Here is a 19,366-nt window from a genome sequence, read left to right on the forward strand (position 1 = left end):
AAGAGCCTTCAAGCTCTTCCCCTATTTTGTATCTGGAGTCTGTACATGGAAAACCTGGATGCGCTCGTCTCTCAAGCACTAGAGGCTGTGCAAAGCGCTGAAGACATCAATGCCCTGGAGCAAATCCGGGTTCACTACCTTGGCAAGAAAGGTGAATTGACTCAGGTGATGAAGACCCTGGGGAATCTGCCGCCAGAGGAACGCCCGCAAGTCGGCGCCCTGATCAACGTTGCCAAGGAGCGTGTTACAGAGGTTCTCAATGCCCGCAAGGCGCTGTTTGAAGAGGCCGACCTGGCCGCCAAACTGGCCGCCGAGTCCATTGACGTGACCCTGCCTGGCCGCGGCCAGACCTCGGGTGGCCTGCATCCGGTGACCCGCACTCTGGAACGTATCGAGCAGTTCTTCACCCACATTGGCTACGGCATCGCCGAAGGCCCTGAGGTCGAAGACGATTATCACAACTTCGAAGCACTCAACATCCCAGGCCACCACCCGGCCCGGTCGATGCATGACACCTTCTATTTCAATGCCAACATGTTGCTGCGCACCCATACCTCCCCGGTACAGGTCCGCACCATGGAATCGAAACAACCACCGATCCGCATCGTCTGCCCAGGTCGTGTGTATCGCAGCGACTCCGATATCACCCACTCGCCGATGTTTCACCAGGTCGAAGGCCTGTTGGTCGATCGCGATATCAACTTCGCTGACCTGAAAGGCACGATTGAAGAATTCCTGCGCGTGTTCTTCGAAAAAGAACTGGCCGTGCGTTTCCGTCCTTCGTATTTCCCGTTCACCGAGCCTTCGGCCGAAGTCGACATGGAATGCGTGATGTGCAGCGGTAAAGGCTGCCGTGTCTGCAAGCAGACCGGCTGGCTGGAAGTGATGGGCTGCGGCATGGTCCACCCGAACGTGCTGCGCATGTCCGGCATCGACCCGGAAGAGTTCTCCGGCTTTGCCTTCGGCATGGGCGTGGAGCGTCTGGCGATGCTGCGTTACGGCGTGAACGACTTGCGTCTGTTCTTCGACAACGACTTGCGGTTCCTCGCGCAATTTCGCTAGTCGTAACGAATTCTTAGGAGAGCAGGATGAAATTCAGTGAACAATGGCTGCGCGGCTGGGTAAGCCCGCAGGTAAGTCGCGACGAGCTGGTTGCTCGTCTGTCGATGGCCGGTCTTGAGGTCGATAGCGTTACACCGGCCGCCGGCGAATTCAGTGGTGTGGTAGTGGGCGAAGTGCTGAGCACCGAGCAACACCCGGACGCCGACAAGTTGCGTGTGTGCCAGGTCAGCAATGGCTCGGAAACCTTCCAGGTTGTCTGCGGTGCGCCGAATGTGCGCCCGGGCCTGAAGATCCCGTTCGCCATGATCGGTGCCGAGCTGCCAGGCGACTTCAAGATCAAGAAAGCCAAGCTGCGGGGCGTCGAGTCCAACGGCATGCTGTGCTCCCAGGCCGAGCTGCAGGTCGGTGAAGGTAACGATGGCCTGATGGAGCTGCCGGTCGACGCACCGGTGGGCCAGGACATTCGTGAATACCTGAACCTGGACGACGCGAGCATCGAGGTCGACCTGACCCCGAACCGCGGCGACTGCCTGTCCCTGGCCGGTCTGGCCCGTGAAGTCGGCGCGCTGTACGGTGCCCAGGTCACCCGCCCTGAGGTCGCCAGCGTTCCTGCCGTGCACGACGAAGTGCGCTCGGTTGAGGTGCTCGCGCCTGCCGCCTGCCCGCGTTACCTGGGTCGCGTGATCCGCAATGTCGACCTGTCCAGGCCTACGCCGCTGTGGATGGTGGAGCGTCTGCGTCGTGCCGACGTGCGCAGCATCGACGCTGCCGTCGACATCACCAACTACGTGATGCTCGAGCTGGGCCAACCGCTGCACGCGTTCGATCTCGCCGAGATCAATGGCGGCATCCGCGTGCGCATGGCAGAAGAAGGCGAGAAACTGGTATTGCTCGACGGCCAGGAAGTCAGCCTGCGTAGCGATACCCTGGTGATTGCCGACCACACCCGCGCCCTGGCCATCGCTGGCGTCATGGGTGGCGAGCACAGCGGTGTCAACACCGCGACCACCCGCGACATTTTCCTCGAAAGCGCGTTTTTCGATCAGATTGCCGTTGCCGGCAAGGCGCGTTCCTACGGCCTGCACACCGATGCCTCGCACCGCTACGAGCGTGGCGTGGACTGGAAGCTGGCCCTTCAAGCCATGGAGCGTGCCACTGGCTTGCTGCTGGACATCACCGGTGGCGAAGCGGGTCCGATCATCGAAACCGTCAACGAGCAGCACCTGCCGTCGATCGCACCGGTGACCCTGCGCGCCCAACGCATCACCCAGATGCTGGGCATGGAAATGGATTCGGCCGAGGTAGAGAGCCTGCTCAGTGGTCTGGGTCTGACCATCAGCGCTGAAGGGGCAGGGCAGTGGCGCGTGGAAGTGCCAAGCCATCGCTTCGACATCAGCCTTGAGGTCGATCTGATCGAAGAGCTGGCGCGTCTGTACGGCTACAACCGTCTGCCGGTACGTTACCCGCAAGCCCGCCTGGCGCCACAAGCCAAGGCCGAAGCGCGCAGCGACCTGCCTGAGCTGCGTCGCCTGCTGGTGGCTCGTGGTTATCAGGAAGCGATCACCTATAGTTTCATCGATCCGAAGCAGTTCGAGCTGTTCAGTCCGGGCGTCGAGCCGCTGTTGCTGGCCAACCCGATTTCCAACGACATGGCAGCGATGCGTTCGTCCCTGTGGCCGGGTCTGGTCAAGGCACTCCAGCACAACCTGAATCGCCAGCAGGACCGTGTCCGTCTGTTCGAGAGCGGCCTGCGCTTTGTCGGTCAGCTGGACGGGCTGAAACAGGAGCCGATGCTCGCGGGCGTTGTGTGCGGCAGCCGCTTGCCGGAAGGCTGGGCACAAGGTCGCGATGTCGTGGATTTCTTCGACGTCAAGGCGGACGTGGAGGCGGTACTGGGCTTCGCCGGTGCGCTGGATTCATTCACGTTCGTGCCGGGCAAGCACCCTGCATTGCACCCGGGCCAGACCGCACGTATCGAGCGCGAAGGTCGCCTGGTCGGGTTTGTGGGTGCCATTCACCCTGAATTGTCCAAGTCCCTGGGCCTTGATCGTCCGGTCTTCGTTTTCGAGCTGGTCCTGGCGGAAGTGGCGCTGGGGAAAATGCCGAAATTCCAGGAGTTGTCGCGCTTTCCTGAAGTGCGTCGTGACCTGGCCCTGCTGGCTGACATCGGCGTTGCGGCCAGTGCCGTACTCGATGTAATCCGTGAAAATGCAGGCGAATGGCTGACAGACCTCAGGCTATTTGACGTGTATCAGGGTAAAGGTATTGATCCGCATAGAAAAAGCCTTGCAGTTGGCTTGACCTGGCAGCATCCATCGCGCACTCTTAATGACGATGAGGTGAATACCACGACGCAAAACATCCTCACCTCGCTCGAACAAAGGTTGAACGCCACGTTAAGGAAGTGACGTATGGGGGCTTTGACGAAAGCTGAGATGGCGGAACGTCTGTATGAAGAGCTGGGCCTGAACAAGCGGGAAGCCAAGGAATTGGTCGAACTGTTTTTCGAAGAAATCAGGCACGCTCTAGAAGACAACGAACAGGTCAAGTTGTCCGGTTTCGGCAACTTCGACCTTCGGGACAAACGCCAGCGGCCTGGCCGCAATCCGAAAACGGGTGAAGAAATCCCGATCACGGCTCGCCGTGTGGTCACCTTTCGTCCAGGGCAGAAGTTGAAGGCCCGAGTTGAGGCTTATGCTGGAACCAAGTCATAACGACGAGCTACCCGTCATCCCAGGCAAACGCTACTTCACCATCGGTGAAGTCAGCGAGCTGTGTGCGGTAAAACCACACGTGCTGCGCTATTGGGAGCAGGAGTTTCCTCAACTCAACCCCGTCAAACGACGCGGAAACCGCCGGTATTATCAGCGACAGGACGTCCTGATGATCCGGCAGATCCGCGCGCTTCTTTATGATCAGGGTTTCACCATTGGCGGCGCGCGCTTGCGTCTTTCCGGCGATGAGGCCAAAGATGACACCACCCAGTACAAGCAGATGATTCGGCAGATGATTGCCGAGCTGGAAGACGTGCTGGTTGTCCTCAAGAAATAAAATCGTTTGAATGAATACTTCCAGTTTTCAAACGGTTGCGATATATTCTTGAGCGTTCCTTGAGAAGAGGAACAAGTTTCACGCCTAGTCGGGGCGTAGCGCAGTCCGGTAGCGCACTAGCATGGGGTGCTAGGGGTCGAGTGTTCGAATCACTCCGTCCCGACCATATTATTCAATGACTTAGGCCAATGTTCGCAGCATTGGCCTTTTTCATGTGCGTGACTTTTGCGTGACTCCCCGATTTTTCACGCCTGTTTCCTTTTCAGAATTGTCAGTACCGGTCCACGCGAATCGGTAGCTGATACCATGTTCGCAGCTTCAATCAGATGCCCGAGCTCAGCGCCCGAGTAGTGACTGGTGATGCTGCCGTTCTTGTGCCCCAGAAGAGCCTTGCGGGTCTTCCTCGGTAACGCCTGCTGCACGCAGCCGACGGCCAAACGTGTGTTTAAGGTCATGGATCCTGATAGATGCATACCCAGGGTGAGCAGGGCGAAGGTTTTCCTCCTGCCAGAGTTTCGCAGCTCTCACCCGCGCCTTCTTCCAGGCCGAGTCGTTCAATCGATGCATTGCGGTGCCGCTGTAAGGGAAAACCCACTCCTTGCTCAGTCCGCGCTGCTGATCGATGATCGACTTTGCCACGCTGTTGAGCACGACCAATCGCTCATCACCGTTCTTAACCCCGGACCTTTCGTGCCTCCCGCCAAAATCAGCCGGGATCAGGAATACGCTCGTGCCCAACTCAGGCACCGGAATCTCCCAATCCCATCTCAGTTGCAGACCTCCTGCTCTCGCGTGCCGGTGTTCACCTTGAACAGGGCCATCGTTTGCAGGTGCGCCGGCAGTTCAGCAAAAAGAATCGACTGCTCCTGCCATGACATCGGGTAGGGCTTGCGGCTCGACTTCTTCTCTTCCAGCTTTGTGAGCATTGGCACGCTATCCAGCCACGGCCTACGCTCATCATCTCGCCACTTCCTGGCACACAACAACAAAACCCGAACCACACGCTCGATCGAGATATTCACCGTTCTGTTGCTCGCGCCTTTCTTTACTTTGCCGTTCCCCAGCTTCTTGGTCGCCAACCTGTCTTTGATAAACGGGGCCAGGGCCTGGTCATCAATGTGGGTCACCGGTATGTCGCCGATGAACGGGTCAAGCTGAAAGAAGATTCGGTTTGGGTTTTCCGCTAGTTGGGGGGGATCGGGAAGCATTGTGTTCCCAACGTGGTTAGGCGGCATTGTAATTCAATGGATATCCACGGGATCAACGGGACAGGTATCGCATGGCGTTGCGGAAACCATCACTAATCCATGGCCGATGGCATTCCCTAATGCGTGCTGGTTCGCAATGGCTGGCACTGGCCAATCCCCAAACGGCAATGGATACGGAAGCTGCAGGGTTGATTCTGTTACGACAACTAATGACATCCAGCACATTCGCCCATATTACTGGGTGGGTGTTACGAAAAATCTTCGCCGTCGGCTACTGAGGTTATAATGATTCGTTACTATAGTCAGGCTACGGGATGTACTTATCCATCAGGCATTCACAATTCAATTCCCTCGGATGCCGATGAAATGTCCGAGGAACTGTTTCTTTCGGTCATCTGCAATCCTACGCCGGGCCAGATCAGAGTTCATGATGAACATGGGCTGCCTTATCTGGTCGATGCTCCGCAGACCGAACCTGACTTGGCGGGGGATGAAAGACACTGGCGTGATGGAGAGCTTTCTAGTTTGATATGGATTCGTGATCGACACCGCGATCAATTAGAGATCGGAGCTCAAGCGACAATTTCGGCAGAGTATTTCACGGAGCTTCTTCTGTACATCCAAGCTCTTCGCGATTGGCCGCAGTCTTCAGAGTTCCCCGACAGAAATTTTCGTCCAGTTGCGCCGGAATGGATTGCCGAACTCTCCATGTAGCAAATGGAGAGTGTCTTAAGACGTTCGGTGATCTTACTGCGGATGCGGCGAAAATGTTACGAGGCTGTTAGCGTCTTTCTCATAAATGTGAAATTCTTTACGATGTTGTTTATCGGCTTTTCTACAAATATATGTGCTGCTATCCCAGCTGCGTGACACAGCAGCAGCATTCCAGCTAGATACACATAAGGTCCAATTGTAGTGGCAATGTTGAATTTTACTGTGTAGAAAATATAAAGAGGACCGACAAGAGCGTGCACTAAGTATGTGCTGTAAGACGCATCACCCAGAAGGCTCATCAGTTTTATTTCCTTTACTGTACCTTCAAGGCTAATAGCTGCCCATACCAGTAATAGCGCTGGCACACCCCACTGAATAGATCGATCGAGATTCGGTATGCTGATCTGGATAACGTCGTTCAGGGTCACCAAAAGAACTAACGGTATGAATAGGAAGATCGTCGAAATCGCCAGCGACTTCTTCATCAGTATTCCATTCGAGACTGCCCTGTACAGGAAAAGTCCAAAAAGGAATTCTACGATAAGAGGATTACTGAAGTCCTGTGCTATCAGGCTGTTTGTGGTGGTGACGGAGGCGAGCAGCATTAACAAGAAGAAGAATCCGAGCACCCCGAACTCCAATGACTCAAGCTTCTTTGCGCCAAAGAACAGTCCAAATGCGATCGCTGTATAGAAAAAAAACTCAACTTGCAGTGACCAGCCAACGCCGAGCAGCGGTGGACGCGCCCAATGAGTGAATGTCATGGATTCGAATAGCCATTTGAGGCTCAGTCGCGACGAGTTGAAAGCGTAGGACAGATCAATGTTTGGCTCGCCGAACAATCGGAAAGCGACCATCCCAGATAACACCATCGACGCTACGGTTGCGAGGAAATACATCGGCCAGATCCGAGCCAGTCGTCTCAGCATAAAGGCGGAAGCAGTATTTGTTGCCAGACTTCCAGGTTTGTACAGCCCGCCAAATAAAATGAAGGGCATGATGAAGCCGCTAATCACGAAAAAGAGGTCCACTCCAACGCCTGCAATATTCGTAATTCCAGCGGGAACGCCGAATATTTGAAGGTTTGCGTGGGCAATAACTACCAGCAACGCGGCCACAAACCTCAAGTATTGAATGTTTTTAATCATGCTTCCCTGCTCAACAGACGATGGAATTCGGCGCGATTTTAGACGCTTGTTTCCCGTCGCGCCATCTGCCCTGGTGGCAACAATTAACTATCAGATAAAGACCCGCTTCGAGCGGGATTTTTTTTGCCTGGAGAAAAGCATGCCGATCACTGCGTAGCAGTTGCTGCAAATCCTACCCGACGCCGGCACCCAAGCCGGCGTTTTTGTTCCTGTGCTCAACACGGCGATGCAGCGCTATCAGATCGTCGGGGCCATGCGGGTCGCCGCGTTCATCGCGCACATCGGCCATGAATCCGGTCAACTGCGCTATGTGCGTGAGATCTGGGGGCCGACGCTGGCCCAAGCCAGATACGAGGGCAGGGCGGATCTCGGCAACACCAAGCCGGGCGACGGGTTCAAGTACCGCGCGGGCGCGGCCTGATTCAAGTCACCGGCCGGGCGAACTACGCGGCATGTGGCGAGGCATTGAGCGTTGACCTGGTCAATCAACCCGAGCTTCTGGAGCAGCCGCAGTATGCGTGCATGTCTGCCGCCTGGTTCTGGGGAACGAAAGGCCTCAACACCATGGCCGATGCCGGCGACTTCGAACGGATCACCAGGCGAATCAATGGCGGCCTGAATGGCCTCCCTGATCGACTGGCGTTGTGGGAGAAGGCGCGGGCGGTGCTGGCGTGACGTCCTCTTGGCGATTGATCGGTATGGCGGCGCTGTTGCTGCTTGCCGTCAGCGGCACCTGGCAGGTACAGGACTGGCGCTACGGACGGCAGCTCGCCGAGCAGGCCCGCTCCCACACCGACACCCTGAATCAGCTGGCCATGGTCGGCGCCGCCACGCAGAAGACCGAACAGGACAAGCGGGTCGCGCTCGAGCAGCACCTAGCGGTCAGCGAACAAACCCACTTCGAGAAACTGACCAATGCTCAAAAAAACCAGGCTCGCCTGCGCGATCGCCTTGCCATTTCTGATCTGCGGCTGTCAGTCATCCTCGCCCAGGGTTCAGCCGGTGGCTGTTCAGTGCCTGCCAACACCGGCGCCGGCGGCGTGGTTCATACAGGAGTACGAGCCGAACTTGACCCAACGCATGCTCAACGAATTATCGCCATCACCGACGAAGGCGACCGGGCAGTGATTGCGCTGAAGGCGTGCCTGGCGTATGCCCGGACTATCGGATCTCTCGAGAGTGCCGACGACCTACTGAGAGCTTTGCGCGATTTCGTCAAGGAGACGGTCTCATCCAAGTGACAACCTCCATCAGCCAAGCAAAGCGTTCTCGGAGACGCTGATAGACTTCCGTCGCTATTAGAGGCGTCATCATTCCACCTATCTCCCATCAGAAACCGATTCGTAACGAGCGCGAGGGTGTTCGGTGACCAAAAACGGCTGATTTTGATGGCCATTTGATGTAGATTCGGCGCTCGAAGGGAGCTAAGCATGCAAAATTACAATACAGGGGCAGTGCCATCGCTCACCGGCCTGAGATTCATCGCGGCTATGATGGTGTTTTTTTCGCACTTCCCGTTGCCTCCGTTACATGACCGGCTGACTGTTATTCAGGAATCGGGTTACGCAGGGGTAACATTTTTCTTTCTGCTATCAGGGTTCATCCTCTCGTTGAACTACCTAGATTCCTTGAGTAAGTTCTCTTTTTTGAGTACTTACAACTATTTTGTATCCAGGTTTGCGAGAATATATCCGGTCTATATATTTTGTGTTTTTTTTGTTTATTTTAGCCGAGGAGCTAACGGAACGATCACCACCTATGTGCTTGCGACTCAGGCGTGGAATCCAGAGTATTGGATTGCTTTTGGTCTGGTGAGCCAGTCTTGGTCGATAAGCGTAGAAATATTCCTCTATGCGATGTTCCCACTTATACTACCATTGCTGCACTGGTTAAAAGTGTCGTCGTCTCGCTTTCGTTTGATTTTAATTTTTATCGCGTTGGTGATATGTCAGTTTTCACTTGCGTACTATTTTTCACAATCAGGGCAGGGGTTGTTGCACAGGACTAATCCCGACTCTGCACACCACTGGCTTTATCGTTTTCCAGTCACTCGGCTTCTCGATTTTTCCATGGGTATTACTGCGGCGATTTACTATCGGCGTTTTTTAACGATTGATGAAAAGACTAAGAGTGTAAGCAGTTTTCTGACCTATGCGTCCATAGTCGTCATTATTCTTCTAATGTCCTCTGGTCGTCTTCTGTATACTCCATATAGCTTTGACGCGATGTATGCACTGCCCTTCACGATTCTAATTTTCAGCTTGGCGGTGGCTCGGCATACGTTTGCGAGTAGTGTGTTGTCAATGCCGAAAATAGTAATGCTCGGTGAGGCTTCCTACGCGCTTTATTTGTTGCAGGTGATCGTTTCCAGCTCATATGTGCAGTCTCCCGGTGCATCCTCATTTATCTGGGTAGTTAATCAGGCTTTTTTCCTCGCCCTCTTGATAGCGGCATCAATTGGCATGCACAGGATGGTCGAGAAGCCTTGTCAGCGCGTGATCAGATCGGTCTTTTCTATAAAAGAGAGGGCGCGTGGAATTTACAAGGCGCAGCAAGCACCTACCTCGACGGACCCTGTTGTAGGGGGATAAGCCGTGGCTGAGGCAGGCAGGAGTAGTGGCTCGCAGCCGTTCAAGATAAGTTTGCCAGCGATGCCGCCATAAGGTTTTTACTGGGTTACTGGCCGAGCCACTGTTTTGTTGGTCAGACGATAGCCCGGGGTGAGCAAAATCATGCATTCACCCGGTTTAGTATCCTTGGCCCAAGATCGCGGACAGCACGGCTTCTGCTATAACACGGTGACCAAAGTCGTTAGGATGGTTCAGTCCATTTCCAGTCAGATCCAGATAGCGTTTATTTTCAAGCATCATATTCCACGTTTGCGTCACGTCAGAGACGGCGACCAGAGGGTATTGTTGTGTAATTTCCTTTAGCGCAGTTCGGTAGCCCATTAAAAGATCATGGTTCTGGATCGTGCTCTCAGGGTTGGCAACCGTACCGCTCACCAAAAGAATCGGTACTTTCGGCTGTTTTTCGCGGATGATGGAAATGACTTTCACTAAATTTTCTTTGTACTCATTTGTTGTGACAAAATTACTGTCATTCATGCCAAAGCCGAGTACAACTAGGTCGCTCGGCTTGTCTGCAACACGATAACTGGCGGCGGATGCGGCATTGAAAGTATTCCACCCGGCTACGGAGTTGTTACGATAGTTCCACGTTCCTGGAGATATTGCATTTAGGTAGGACATCACCAACCCTGCGTAGCCCGGTTGAAAAGGAGCCGAGACCCCCTCGGTAGCCGATTCCCCGTAAGTGATGGAGTCTCCAAAAAATGTTATGTTCATCGGCGCTCGCTTATCCGATGACTTCAGTTTTCCCAATGTACCAATGACCAATGGAGCAAATTTTTCAGATTTATCGTACGTGATTGCGTACTGATATTTCTGGAACTCGTTGGAAACCCTGACCTTGTAAAGCGTTTTCTCCTGTTCTGTCATTGTTGAAGAAAATCCGCTCGGTGCTCCCGTCATGCGCGTGTTTGGGGTTAGCTTGATGCCCTGCTCGGTGCCAATATAGTCAACTCCGGGCTCAAATACTTGACCGTTCACCGGGTTGAACACGTATTTGATTTTGCTCGGAGTGAAAATCGTTTTGTGGGAGGCTGGAGCTCCAACTTCGACATAAAAAGGCTCTCCATACACCGTACTACCTGAAAGAGTCTTTTCTCCTAAATGGAACTTATAGGTTGGGTAAAGGCTACAGTCCAAGTTTAGACATTGTTGAAAGTCGGAGTTGATCAGAGCGCCGTCTGGGCCGACGGCTCCAAATGCTGAGTTGGCAAGTAATGCCCATGCCACAATCAAGCTGCAGCGCATGTGTTTCTCCCTTGGCTTCTGTTGCGGATAAATGTGTTGATTGGTTTTTCGAGATACAGGTGTGCTGCAATTCCGGCTGTCTGGCAGCAGATCAAGTAAATCACAAGATAAAACCAAGCAGGCATGCTTAACAAATCATAATAAAGCCAAAGATAAGCGAACCAAGGTGAGAGGATGCCGTGGATGAGGTACAGACTGTAGGATGAGTCACCTAACAACAACATCAGTTTGTATTTCGGGAGGTTTTTTTCCAAGCTGAGCATCGACCAGACGAGCAGGAAAGCAGGTACACCCCAAGTTATTGGACGCAGGTATGTGCCTGGTGACGCTAAACCCAAGCCGTCGATCAAGAAAAACAACGGGACGCATGCGAGCGCAGTTGTGATCGCTGTCCGTGTTGGGAGCAAAATATTCATGGAAGTGATTTTGTAAAGGAAAATGCCCAGAAAAAACTCGAATATGATCGGGCTTGCTACGACGGATGCAGCTTTCGATACTCCGGATAGGCAGGTGGCGATTGCAAAAATAATGAACAGACCGACCACCATCCTCGTAAACGTCTTTGCGCCGAATAGCAATACAACCGCGATGGAAACATAGAATATGAATTCCAATTGCAGTGTCCACCCGATTGTGAGTAGTGGTGGGCGAGTCCAGTGCGTGAAAGATAATGTTTGCATGATCCAGGTTGGATCCGCTCGATAAATATTGAAAAAATAATTCAAATCTGTTGTCGGGTTGGAAATAAACCCGGAAGAAACTACCAACGAACATACGACGATGCTTGCGATGGTGATCGCATACATAGGCCATATTCTTGTTATGCGCCGCCATAGAAAAGACCTAGGCGACATTTTGCTTGCAGCATCATGCTGATGCAGCCCGCCGAAAATAATGAATGGCATGATGAAGCCACTGATTACAAAAAAGATATCGACGCCAAAACCGCCAAGGTCCGTTGTGTGCGGTGTTACACCATAAATTTGGAGATTGGAGTGGGCATACACGACCAAGATGGCCGCGATAAAACGCAGATATTGGATGCTCTTGATCATGCTTGCTACTCAATGACCGCTGACTTGCGGGGGTCGCGAGCTTAAACGGTAGATTCGCCGTGCGCCATCATTCTGTCCAGCCTGACGGTTAATCCGCGCTCGGCTCAAGGGTGCAATCGTGAAACAAGCTCAACTGGATGATGGCGCGATGATAGCGCTATGGTATCGTCTCGTTTTTGAATAGCTTAGGTCTGCAGTGAATATTCTAGGATAACCGGCAGACATGCGCTTGGTGAGCTCCCGTCATGTTGAAGAACCGTTCTGAAAAGAATCCAACCACCGCTGCCGACATCGAGAAATCCATCCAGGCCCTCAACAAATTGGCCGAGCGCCTATGGGCAGATGGCCGAGAAGCAGAAGCGCAATCACTGCTCAATGCCTTGGACAGTTTGAATCGGGCGCTGGATCGCATCAGAATCGGCCAAAGCCGCCGAGCTGAAACTCTTCATTGAGCCGGTGCGGTTAAACCAGAAAAGTGCACACGCACATTGCTGAGAATAAGGAAGTTCGATGAAAACCGTAAAACCCCTGCTTGTCGCTTCTTGTCTGATGGCCGTATGCCTGTTGAGCGGCTGCGCCGCCTCCGTAAAAAGCGGCGGTACCGAGACGCTGGCCATTCCGGAGTCGGCCAAGCACAACCTGGTCGTCAACTTCCAGGGCAACGCCAAGGTTCAGCAGAACGAGGACTGGCCACGTTTGCAGCAGGAGTGGAATGACGCTTTGCGCAACGAGGCGACCCGTGCTGGTTACAGCCTGTCTGCTGCGCCGGGCAAGAGTGCTGCCGACAAGGATGGCGTGGGCATCAAGATCAATGTGACCAACTTTCGTTACCTCACTCCGGGCGCTCGTTATGGTGCGGGTGTGATGGTCGGCAACGCGTGGGTCAATTCCAGTGCGGATTATTCGGATCTGAAGTCAGGACGTCTGTTTGGCACTCGGACTTACGACACGTCTTCCTCGGCGTGGGAAGGGGTGATGTCGGCGATGACCAAGGAGCAGGTGGAAGCGATCGCGCAGCAGATCATCAGCGATATCAAGAGCGCCAAGTCCAGGTAATCAGCGCCTGCCGGGACGATCCTCCTGTCAGTGCAAGCCCTGGCGCTTGCGCTGTTGTTTCACCCGGTACATCGCCTGGTCTGCCTGCTTGATGATGTCGTCTGCGGTCATGCCTTCGGGCATGACCGCCACGACGCCGACACTGGCGCCGGGGTAGTGAACCTCGCCGAGCACCTCACCCAGGTCATAGTGCCCGATGGTCGCTTTGCTCAGGCGCTCCTGCAGCAGTTCGGCGGCGTGTTGCATGTCTTCTGCCTGCGGCGTTTGTTCGGACGGGGTGCCGAGGGCCAGGGCGATGAATTCGTCACCGCCGGTACGTCCGATGATGTCGCTGGTTCGCAGGGCCTGTTGCAGGCGGACGGCGACACCGCGCAGCAGTTCGTCGCCGGCCAGGTGGCCGTGGGTGTCATTGATGAGCTTAAACTCGTCGAGGTCGATCACGCCCATGAGCACGTATTTGTGCTCCCGTTTCGCCAGGGCCAGCAGGCGGTCCGTATCGTTGAGAATCGCGCGGCGGTTGGCCAGGCCTGTGAGCGGGTCCGACAGGGCCAGTTTGGTCAGCTCGGCGTTGACCACTTGCAGCCGCTCCACCAGCCGTTCACGTTCAAGGGAATAGCCCAGCAGCCCCGACATGAGCCTCAGTAGCGGTTCCACATCAGGCGCGCGGGCAACCCGGTCCGAGCTGGCTGCGCAGACCGTCCCCAGCACTTCGCCATCCTGGGATTTGATGGGCGCACTGACGTAGGTCTTGATGCCCAGCGCGGCGGCGGCTTCGGAGTCGCCCCAGCAGTCGGCGACATCGTCCGAATACAGGCGGTTCTCGTCCAGGGCCCGCTTGCACAGCGTATCTGCCCAGGGCACGACGAGCCCTTCCGGGATCACCATGTCGCCGATGTTGCGTGCGAACTCGACACGCTGGATGCCTACGTCGGTATCGATGGTGGTGAGGTAAGTCGACTCCATCCCGGTGACCTGGCTGAGCAGGGTCAGCAATGGGCGCGTGAGCTGCTCCAGCGTTTGGGCCTTGGGGATGGTTTCGGAAAGAAGGGAAAGCAGATGGTCCATTTGAGCGTGCCGATAGCTGAAAAGGTCTACCGATTATCAACGCATCGGCGACCCATTTTACAGCCCGGATTCGACCCTTTTCCATGACAAGCCTCACAGGCCTGCCATGGCGGGCGTCCACTCAACGGGTTTTGTGCACCGCGTCGATGATGACCTTGGCCACATCTGCCGGGCGCGACTGCTGCGGTACGTGGCTCGATTCGACCTCGGTGACCTGCGCCTTGATCTTCTTGGCGAATGCACGTTGCAGGTCGGGTTGGATCATGCGGTCTTCACGGGCCACGACGTACCAGGACGGTTTGCCGTTCCAAGCGGCGGCGCTGGTCTTGTCTTCAAACGCAGCGGCGCGAATCGGTCCCTGGGTCGAGGCCATGACAGCGGTCTGTGCCGCCGGCAGGTCCTGGGCGAAGCCGGTGGCCATGCCCTTGGGCGTCATGTACAGGAAACCGTTTTTATCGGCGGCGATGTCCTTGGTGCCGGCCGGTGCCGGGTATTCCTTGCCCAAGTCCTTGACGGCCTGACCTGCGTCCGGTGCAAAGGCGGCGACGTACACCAGGCTGCGAACTTTCTGGTCAGTGCCGGCCTGACTGATTACTGTACCGCCCCAGGAGTGCCCGACCAGCACCACGTCACCTTCCTGGTTGTTCAGGACGCGTTGAGTGGCGGCCACGTCGTCGGCCAGCGAGGTCAGCGGGTTTTGCACCACGGTCACCTTGATGCCTTCGGCTTGCAGCAAGGGAACGACCTTGGCCCAGTCCGAGCCGTCGGCGAATGCACCGTGTACGATGACCACCGAAGGTTGCGGGGCGGCGTGGCTGGCAGCGGCGAACAGGGAGGTGGTCATGGCGAGTGCGAGGGCGATAGCCTTGGGTTTGAACATGGTGGAATCTCCTGTGGTTGATGGGATCAGTTTCAGGAATTCAGGCAGGGTCCGGTATCGGTCGTTTATCCGAGGCCGGGCAAAAACCGAGTGAATCATGGAGAGCGATATGCGCGAGAGTGATGGCATCGAGCTGGAAAGCGCGATCCTGTGTTTGTCCGTGGTAGGCGACCTGAGCATGGGGCAACCCACGGATCAGTCGCGCCGTGCCGCGCGTCTGGCGCAGATGCTGGCCCAGACCTGTGACGGCGGTGGTGAGCACACCGAAACGGCGCGCCAAGTGTCGCTGCTGCGCTGGTCGGGCTGCACCGCCAACGCCGAAGGCTTCATGCGCCTGCTGGGCGATGACGTCGGCGGCCGTAACGCGATGCTCACGCACACACTCGGCGCGGCAGGCGTGCGCGCCATGCGCAAATCGGCGCCTTTGGCCCAGGTGCATTGTGAGGTGGCGGGCGACATCGCCCAGACACTCGGCCTGAGCGCCCCGGTAGAGCTGGGACTGCGGCATGTGTTCGAGCAGTTCGACGGTGAAGGCAACCCCGGTGAATTGCGCCATCCCGATGTACCGGACGTGGTGTACCAGGTGCTGCTGGCCGGTGACCTGGAGATTCTCGCGCGGGTGCATGGGCTGGACGCCGCGCTGGAATGGATTACGAGTCAGAGCAATCGGCGCTATCCGGCGGCACTGGCCGCCGAGCTTTCGCGCAATGCCGGCGACTGGCTGGACGCGTTGCGTGATCCGCCGACCGTTGACTCACACTCACCTGCGCTCAGAGAGCAAGTCCCTCTCACCCTGGTCGGGGACGTCATCGACCTCAAGGTTCCCTGGTTGGCGGGTTACTCGCGCCGTTCAGCCGAGCTGGTGCGGGACGCCGCCAGGCTGTGGGGGCTTGCCGAACCTGCCGTCGAGCAGTTGGGCAAGGCGGCGCTGATTCATGGCGTCGGCCGGGCGGCGGTGCCCAATCGCATCTGGAACATGGCCGGTCCGTTGCTGGACGGCGATCTCGAACAGGTCCGGCTGGTGCCTTACTGGACCTCGCGTGCCTGCAACCAGATCCCGGAACTGGCGGCCCCTGGCCGGATCGCCGCCAATGCCTACGAGCGGCTCGATGGCAGCGGCTACTTCAAGGGCCTCGACGGCGATGCCCTGCAACCGGAACATCGCCTGTTGGCGGCGGCACTCGCCTGGCAGGCCTTGCGCTCCGTGCGCCCCTGGCGGCCAGCGTTGAGCGAGGAGGACGCCGAACGCCTGATCCTCGACGAGGCCGCGCAGGGGCGTTTTGACCTTCGGGCCTGCCAGGCGGTGATTGCCGCTGCACGCGGCGAGCGCGCAGTGGCGCCCTGCAAAACCAACGACAGCCCGCTGAGCGAGCGTGAAACGCAAATCCTGCAGCGCATCAGCATGGGGGGCAGCAACAAGGAGGTGGCCCGCCAGCTCGGCATCAGCCCGAGCACGGTGCGCACCCACGTCGAGAGCGTGTTCCGAAAGCTGAATTGCACCACCCGTGCCGCCGCGACGCTCAAGGCGCTGACGCTGGGGCTGATCTGAGTTTCACGCAGGGTGTGCGGCGTCGGGCCTCAAGACCTGATGAAAATTTCCGCCGCATTACTGCCCAGGCCTTCCGCCCCCACGAAGAACCGATTGACCCGCTTGTCATACACAATCGGGTTCACCAGGGTTGAAATGCCCAGGTCCGGCAAGTCCTCGACGATGGTTCGCTGAAATTCGGCGAACAAGTCGAAGCGTTTGCCCACGTCGGTTTCCACAGCCGCCGCTTCCAGCAACTGGTCGACTTTCGGATTGCTGTAATGCGCACCGTTGGAAAAGGGCACGCCCGGCTGGAAGTTCTTCGACCAGTACAGCCGCTGCACACCCACGGTCGGGTCGAACAGGTTGCTCATGCCATTGAGGGAGAAGTCGAAGTCGCGGTCGGTGTAGACCCGTTTGACATAGGTGGCGAAGTCCTGGGAGCGCAGGGTGACCTGGATGCCGATTTTCGCCAGGGCCTGCTTGATGTAGTCGGCGGTGCGGCGGTAGGTTTCCGGGCCAGGCAGCGGGTCCAGGGTCAGCTTGAAACGCACGCCCTTGGCATCCCTGGGCAGTCCGGCGTCGTCGAGCAACTGGTTGGCCCTGGCCACGTCAAAAGCGTAGCGGGGCAGGTCCGGCGCATAAAAATGCTTCATGTCCGGGCTGATCGGTCCGTACAACGGCTGACCGTAGCCGAGGAAGATGGTCTTGCGGATGAACTCGAGATTGATGGCATGGGCGATGGCGCTGCGCACGGCGTGCCGTTGCAGGTACGGGTTATCGAAGTTGAACTCGACGCGGGTAATGCCGTTGATGTAAGGCTCGCCGCGGTCCTCGATGCTCAGTCGCGGGTTGCCCTTGATGCGGTCGATGTCGCTCAGCGGCACACCGCCGGTGGAAATGTCGATTTCCCCGGCTTCCAGCGCTGCCACTGTGGCGGCCGAATCGGCGATGAAGCGCACGATGACCCGATCCAGATACGGTTTTCCTGCATCCCAGTAGTGTGGGTTGCGTTCAAGGATCACATGGCTGCCGCGCACCCACTCCTTGAACACGAACGGCCCGGTGCCGATCGGCGCTGTGGCGTTCGGATGAGTTTCCGGACGGGCGTCCTTGTACACGTGCCTGGCGACGATGGGCGATTCGCAGGCAGCCAGGGCGGTCAGCAGATATGGTGCAGGTTTGCTCAGTTTAAGCTGCACCAGGTGCGGGTTGATCGCGGTGACGCTGGCGACGTTGGCGAATGTCGCCCGGCCCCGTGGGTTGGAGGCCTTGAGGGTTTGCAGCGAGAACACCACGTCATCGGCGGTGAAGTCCTGGCCGTCGTGCCACTTCACGCCCTGGCGCAGGCTGAAGGTGTATTCCAGGCCATCGTCGCTGACGGTCCAGGCGGTGGCCAGTTGTGGCAGCGGCTTGAGATCGAGGTCGTAGGTCAGCAAACCCTCGGTGATCTTGCCGGTGATGTACACCGCCGCGCCGGCGGTGTGGGTCAGGTTGACCAGAATCGGCGGTTCGATGGCGATGTGCATTTTCAACGTGCCGCCACGCACCGGGGTGTCTTCGGCGAAGGAAAAGCGCGGTGTCAGTTGCAGCAGTGTGGTGGTGGCGCTGGCGTAGGCCAGCAACTGGCGTCGGGTCAGGCTCATGGCGGTATCCGGTGGGTCACGGGTTCGCGCGGCGAACCCGTGACAGGTGAAAGAAAATCAGCGCGGGGTACGACCTTCAACGGGATGACCCGGGTCGGTGTAGCCTGGTGTCGAGGTGTGACCAGGGCTGACCAGTTGATTGACGAACGCTTCGTCTTCGGCGCTGATCTTCACCTGCAAGGCTCGCTGGTATTGGTCCCACTGTGCTTCGGTGCGTGGCCCGGCGATGGCCGAGGTGACCTGGCGGTTGTTGAGCACCCAGGCCAGGGCAAAGTCCGCCGGGGTCACGTCGCGGCCGCTCAGGTGTTCCTGGATGCGTTGGGCCACGTTCAAAGACTCCGGACGCCATTCGGTTTCCAGCACGCGTTTATCATTGCGACCGACCCGGGAGTCAGCGTCCGGCTGTACGTCCGGACGATATTTGCCGGTCAGCACACCACGAGCCAGCGGGCTGTAGGTGACCACGCCGAGGCCGAAGTGGTGGGCCGCCGGAATCTGCTCGGCTTCGGCGCTGCGATTGACGATGTTGTACAGCGGCTGGCTGGCCACCGGGCGGTCGATGCCCAGTTCGTCCGCCAGTTGCGCCACCTCGGCAATCCGCCAGCCGCGGAAGTTGGAGACCCCGAAGTGGCGCAATTTGCCTTGCCTGATCAGGTCGGCGATGGCGCGCACGCCTTCACCCAAAGGGGCGTCGAAAGTGGCGTGGTGGAAGTACAGAATGTCGATGTAGTCGGTGCCCAGGCGCCGCAGGCTGTCTTCCACCGACTGAATGATCCACTTGCGCGATTGCCCGCCGACATTGGGCCGCCCGGCCCGGGAATAGCCGAACTTGGTGGCCAGCACCCAATGCTGCCGTGTGTCATGGATGGCCCGACCTACCACGCTTTCCGATTGGCCGTCATGGTAGACGTCGGCGGTGTCGATGAAGTTGATGCCTTGCTCATGCGCCTTGGCGATGATGCGATGGGACGTCGCTTCATCGGTGGGACCGCCGAACATCATGCTGCCCAATGTCAGCGGTGAAACCTTGATGGCGCTGCGGCCGAGGTAGCGATATTCCATGGAAGAACTCCGG

Annotated in this window: 17 protein-coding genes, 1 tRNA gene and 2 pseudogenes; 12 read left to right on the plus strand and 8 right to left on the minus strand. The window is 57.0% G+C overall.

Features of this window, described 5'->3' with window-relative positions:
- Nucleotides 1-45: 45 nt before the first annotated feature.
- From pheS to QIW53_RS00165, 5 genes are all read left to right on the plus strand, one after another.
- On the plus strand, nucleotides 46-1,062 hold the full coding sequence (pheS, locus tag QIW53_RS00145) for a phenylalanine--tRNA ligase subunit alpha (protein ID WP_192301721.1): 1,017 nt from the start codon (nucleotides 46-48) through the stop codon (nucleotides 1,060-1,062).
- A gap of 26 nt (nucleotides 1,063-1,088) precedes the next feature.
- Complete coding sequence (gene pheT, locus QIW53_RS00150) at nucleotides 1,089-3,470, plus strand: phenylalanine--tRNA ligase subunit beta (protein WP_371047695.1); 2,382 nt, start codon at nucleotides 1,089-1,091, stop codon at nucleotides 3,468-3,470.
- 3 nt (nucleotides 3,471-3,473) lie between these two features.
- On the plus strand, nucleotides 3,474-3,776 hold the full coding sequence (gene ihfA / locus QIW53_RS00155) for an integration host factor subunit alpha (RefSeq protein ID WP_002553164.1): 303 nt from the start codon (nucleotides 3,474-3,476) through the stop codon (nucleotides 3,774-3,776).
- Nucleotides 3,757-4,113 carry a MerR family transcriptional regulator gene (locus tag QIW53_RS00160; RefSeq protein ID WP_003179985.1) on the plus strand — a complete coding sequence of 119 codons (357 nt, stop codon included), beginning with the start codon at nucleotides 3,757-3,759 and terminating at the stop codon, nucleotides 4,111-4,113. The genes ihfA and QIW53_RS00160 overlap by 20 nt, the downstream gene beginning before the upstream one ends.
- An 89-nt stretch (nucleotides 4,114-4,202) precedes the next feature.
- Nucleotides 4,203-4,279 (plus strand) — tRNA-Pro (locus QIW53_RS00165).
- A 79-nt stretch (nucleotides 4,280-4,358) separates the two neighbouring features.
- Here the strand turns inward: QIW53_RS00165 and QIW53_RS00170 are convergent.
- A pseudogene (locus tag QIW53_RS00170) lies at nucleotides 4,359-5,270 on the minus strand (tyrosine-type recombinase/integrase); the annotation flags it as partial.
- Nucleotides 5,271-5,606: 336 nt separating this feature from the next.
- On the opposite strand from QIW53_RS00170, the gene QIW53_RS00175 reads away from it, so the two are divergent.
- On the plus strand, nucleotides 5,607-6,035 hold the full coding sequence (locus QIW53_RS00175) for a phage tail assembly chaperone (protein WP_371047696.1): 429 nt from the start codon (nucleotides 5,607-5,609) through the stop codon (nucleotides 6,033-6,035).
- Nucleotides 6,036-6,091: 56 nt separating this feature from the next.
- On the opposite strand, the gene QIW53_RS00180 is transcribed toward QIW53_RS00175, so the two are convergent.
- Complete coding sequence (locus tag QIW53_RS00180) at nucleotides 6,092-7,183, minus strand: acyltransferase family protein (RefSeq protein WP_371047697.1); 1,092 nt, start codon at nucleotides 7,181-7,183, stop codon at nucleotides 6,092-6,094.
- 160 nt (nucleotides 7,184-7,343) lie between these two features.
- Between QIW53_RS00180 and QIW53_RS00185 the strand changes: the two are divergent.
- The 3 genes and pseudogenes from QIW53_RS00185 (at nucleotide 7,344) to QIW53_RS00195 (ending at nucleotide 9,774) form a co-directional block, all read left to right on the plus strand.
- Nucleotides 7,344-7,858 (plus strand): annotated as a pseudogene (locus QIW53_RS00185) (glycoside hydrolase family 19 protein).
- Nucleotides 7,859-7,881: 23 nt separating this feature from the next.
- Nucleotides 7,882-8,424, plus strand: a complete 543-nt coding sequence (locus tag QIW53_RS00190; protein WP_371047698.1) for a lysis protein — start codon at nucleotides 7,882-7,884, stop codon at nucleotides 8,422-8,424.
- 189 nt (nucleotides 8,425-8,613) lie between these two features.
- The gene (locus QIW53_RS00195; protein WP_371047699.1) at nucleotides 8,614-9,774 is read left to right on the plus strand and encodes an acyltransferase family protein; all 1,161 of its coding nucleotides are present in this window, start codon (nucleotides 8,614-8,616) and stop codon (nucleotides 9,772-9,774) included.
- Between the two features lie 156 nt (nucleotides 9,775-9,930).
- Here QIW53_RS00195 and QIW53_RS00200 read toward each other — a convergent pair whose 3' ends face one another.
- Nucleotides 9,931-11,061, minus strand: a complete 1,131-nt coding sequence (locus tag QIW53_RS00200; protein WP_371047700.1) for an SGNH/GDSL hydrolase family protein — start codon at nucleotides 11,059-11,061, stop codon at nucleotides 9,931-9,933.
- Complete coding sequence (locus tag QIW53_RS00205) at nucleotides 11,046-12,116, minus strand: acyltransferase family protein (RefSeq protein ID WP_371047701.1); 1,071 nt, start codon at nucleotides 12,114-12,116, stop codon at nucleotides 11,046-11,048. The genes QIW53_RS00200 and QIW53_RS00205 overlap by 16 nt, the downstream gene beginning before the upstream one ends.
- 245 nt (nucleotides 12,117-12,361) lie before the next feature.
- On the opposite strand from QIW53_RS00205, the gene QIW53_RS00210 reads away from it, so the two are divergent.
- Together QIW53_RS00210 and QIW53_RS00215 are read left to right on the plus strand one after the other, a co-directional pair.
- Nucleotides 12,362-12,568, plus strand: coding sequence for a hypothetical protein (locus QIW53_RS00210; protein ID WP_371047702.1), 207 nt, complete (start codon nucleotides 12,362-12,364; stop codon nucleotides 12,566-12,568).
- A gap of 58 nt (nucleotides 12,569-12,626) precedes the next feature.
- On the plus strand, nucleotides 12,627-13,172 hold the full coding sequence (locus QIW53_RS00215; protein WP_371047703.1) for a hypothetical protein: 546 nt from the start codon (nucleotides 12,627-12,629) through the stop codon (nucleotides 13,170-13,172).
- A 27-nt stretch (nucleotides 13,173-13,199) separates the two neighbouring features.
- Here the strand turns inward: QIW53_RS00215 and QIW53_RS00220 are convergent, their stop codons facing one another.
- Nucleotides 13,200-14,237: a sensor domain-containing diguanylate cyclase gene (locus tag QIW53_RS00220; protein ID WP_371047704.1), complete on the minus strand. Its 1,038-nt coding sequence runs from the start codon at nucleotides 14,235-14,237 to the stop codon at nucleotides 13,200-13,202.
- A 121-nt stretch (nucleotides 14,238-14,358) separates the two neighbouring features.
- Nucleotides 14,359-15,117: an alpha/beta fold hydrolase gene (locus QIW53_RS00225; protein ID WP_371047705.1), complete on the minus strand. Its 759-nt coding sequence runs from the start codon at nucleotides 15,115-15,117 to the stop codon at nucleotides 14,359-14,361.
- A 109-nt stretch (nucleotides 15,118-15,226) separates the two neighbouring features.
- Here QIW53_RS00225 and QIW53_RS00230 point away from each other — a divergent pair, with 109 nt between their 5' ends.
- Nucleotides 15,227-16,666: an HD domain-containing phosphohydrolase gene (locus QIW53_RS00230; protein WP_371047706.1), complete on the plus strand. Its 1,440-nt coding sequence runs from the start codon at nucleotides 15,227-15,229 to the stop codon at nucleotides 16,664-16,666.
- A gap of 29 nt (nucleotides 16,667-16,695) precedes the next feature.
- Here QIW53_RS00230 and QIW53_RS00235 read toward each other — a convergent pair whose 3' ends face one another.
- The gene (locus QIW53_RS00235) at nucleotides 16,696-18,291 is read right to left on the minus strand and encodes an ABC transporter substrate-binding protein (protein WP_371047707.1); all 1,596 of its coding nucleotides are present in this window, start codon (nucleotides 18,289-18,291) and stop codon (nucleotides 16,696-16,698) included.
- A gap of 57 nt (nucleotides 18,292-18,348) precedes the next feature.
- Entirely contained in the window at nucleotides 18,349-19,353 is a 1,005-nt protein-coding gene (locus tag QIW53_RS00240; RefSeq protein WP_371047708.1) for an aldo/keto reductase, read from the minus strand.
- Nucleotides 19,354-19,366: the final 13 nt, after the last annotated feature.

This window comes from Pseudomonas fluorescens (genome assembly GCF_041354075.1).
GTDB lineage: Bacteria > Pseudomonadota > Gammaproteobacteria > Pseudomonadales > Pseudomonadaceae > Aquipseudomonas > Aquipseudomonas fluorescens_CE.